Raw genomic sequence first — 946 nt, 5'->3', positions numbered from 1 at the left:
GGCTCTTCGTGGTTGGCAGGGAAATGATTCCGTGTCGTAGATAAAGATGGGGCCCGTGGCCCTGCTGGGATGAGTGTGTCTAAGCATTCAACCTGGAACAGGACCACGAGCCTTGATCGAGCCTACCGGGGTGGCGGCTGACGCTGCCACCAGCCTTTTCAATCTGCCCGACTACCGTGTCATTTCTGCCACCGTCCTGGCCGACGGTCGGCGTCAGGTCATGGTCGAGACCGACCAGCCACCGGGCTGTCCCAGCTGCGGCGTCGTGGCGTCCCGGCGGAAGGAGCGGCGCGTCCAGAGGATCCGGGACATCCCCATCGCCGGTGCCGTTGAGGTGCTGTGGTCCAAGTACCGCTGGTACTGCGAGGAAGCGGCCTGTGACCGGTTGTCGTTCTTCGAATCCACTGCCCAGGTCCCTGCCCGTGCCCGTTCGACCGCGCGGCTCCGGGATCAGCTCGTCGACGCGGTGATCCGTTCGGGCCGGGCCGTGTCCGAGACCGCTGCCGCGTTCGCCGTGTCCTGGTGGATGGTCCGGGCCGCACTGACCGAAGCCTGCCTGCTGACGCTGCCTGACGTGGACGGGCTCAGCCCGCGGATGCTGGGTATCGACGAGCACCGTTTCCGCTCCGTTCGGTACTTCCAGGCCCCGGGATCGGGCGCCTGGACCCGGTATGAGCCGTGGATGACCACGATCGTGGACCTGGATACCGGCCAAGTCCTGGGCATGGTCGATGGCCGGGACCACAAGGGCGTCGGGGACTGGCTCTTCGCCCGGCCGTTGGCATGGCGGCTCGGTGTCCAGGTCGTCGCGATCGACCCCTCGGCCGCGTTTCGCAAGGCTCTGCGGATGTGGCTTCCGCGCACCGCCGTGGCGGTCGATCATTTCCACCTGGTCTCACTGGCCAACCAGGCCGTGACCGAGGCACGGCAGAACCTTTCCCAACAG

At 66.6% G+C, this 946-nt stretch carries 1 protein-coding gene; it reads left to right on the top strand.

What is annotated here, in order from left to right; all coding sequences use genetic code 11:
* Positions 1–112 precede the first annotated feature (112 nt).
* Positions 113–946: transposase (locus D3654_RS10155; protein ID WP_205571777.1), on the top strand; the 834-nt coding region annotated here is incomplete at its 3' end.

It is taken from the genome of Arthrobacter celericrescens (assembly GCF_003614925.1).
GTDB classification, from domain to species: Bacteria; Actinomycetota; Actinomycetes; order Actinomycetales; family Micrococcaceae; genus Arthrobacter; species Arthrobacter celericrescens.
The sequence above is the reverse complement of the archived record's forward strand: the minus strand, read 5'-3'. Positions and strand labels throughout refer to the sequence as shown.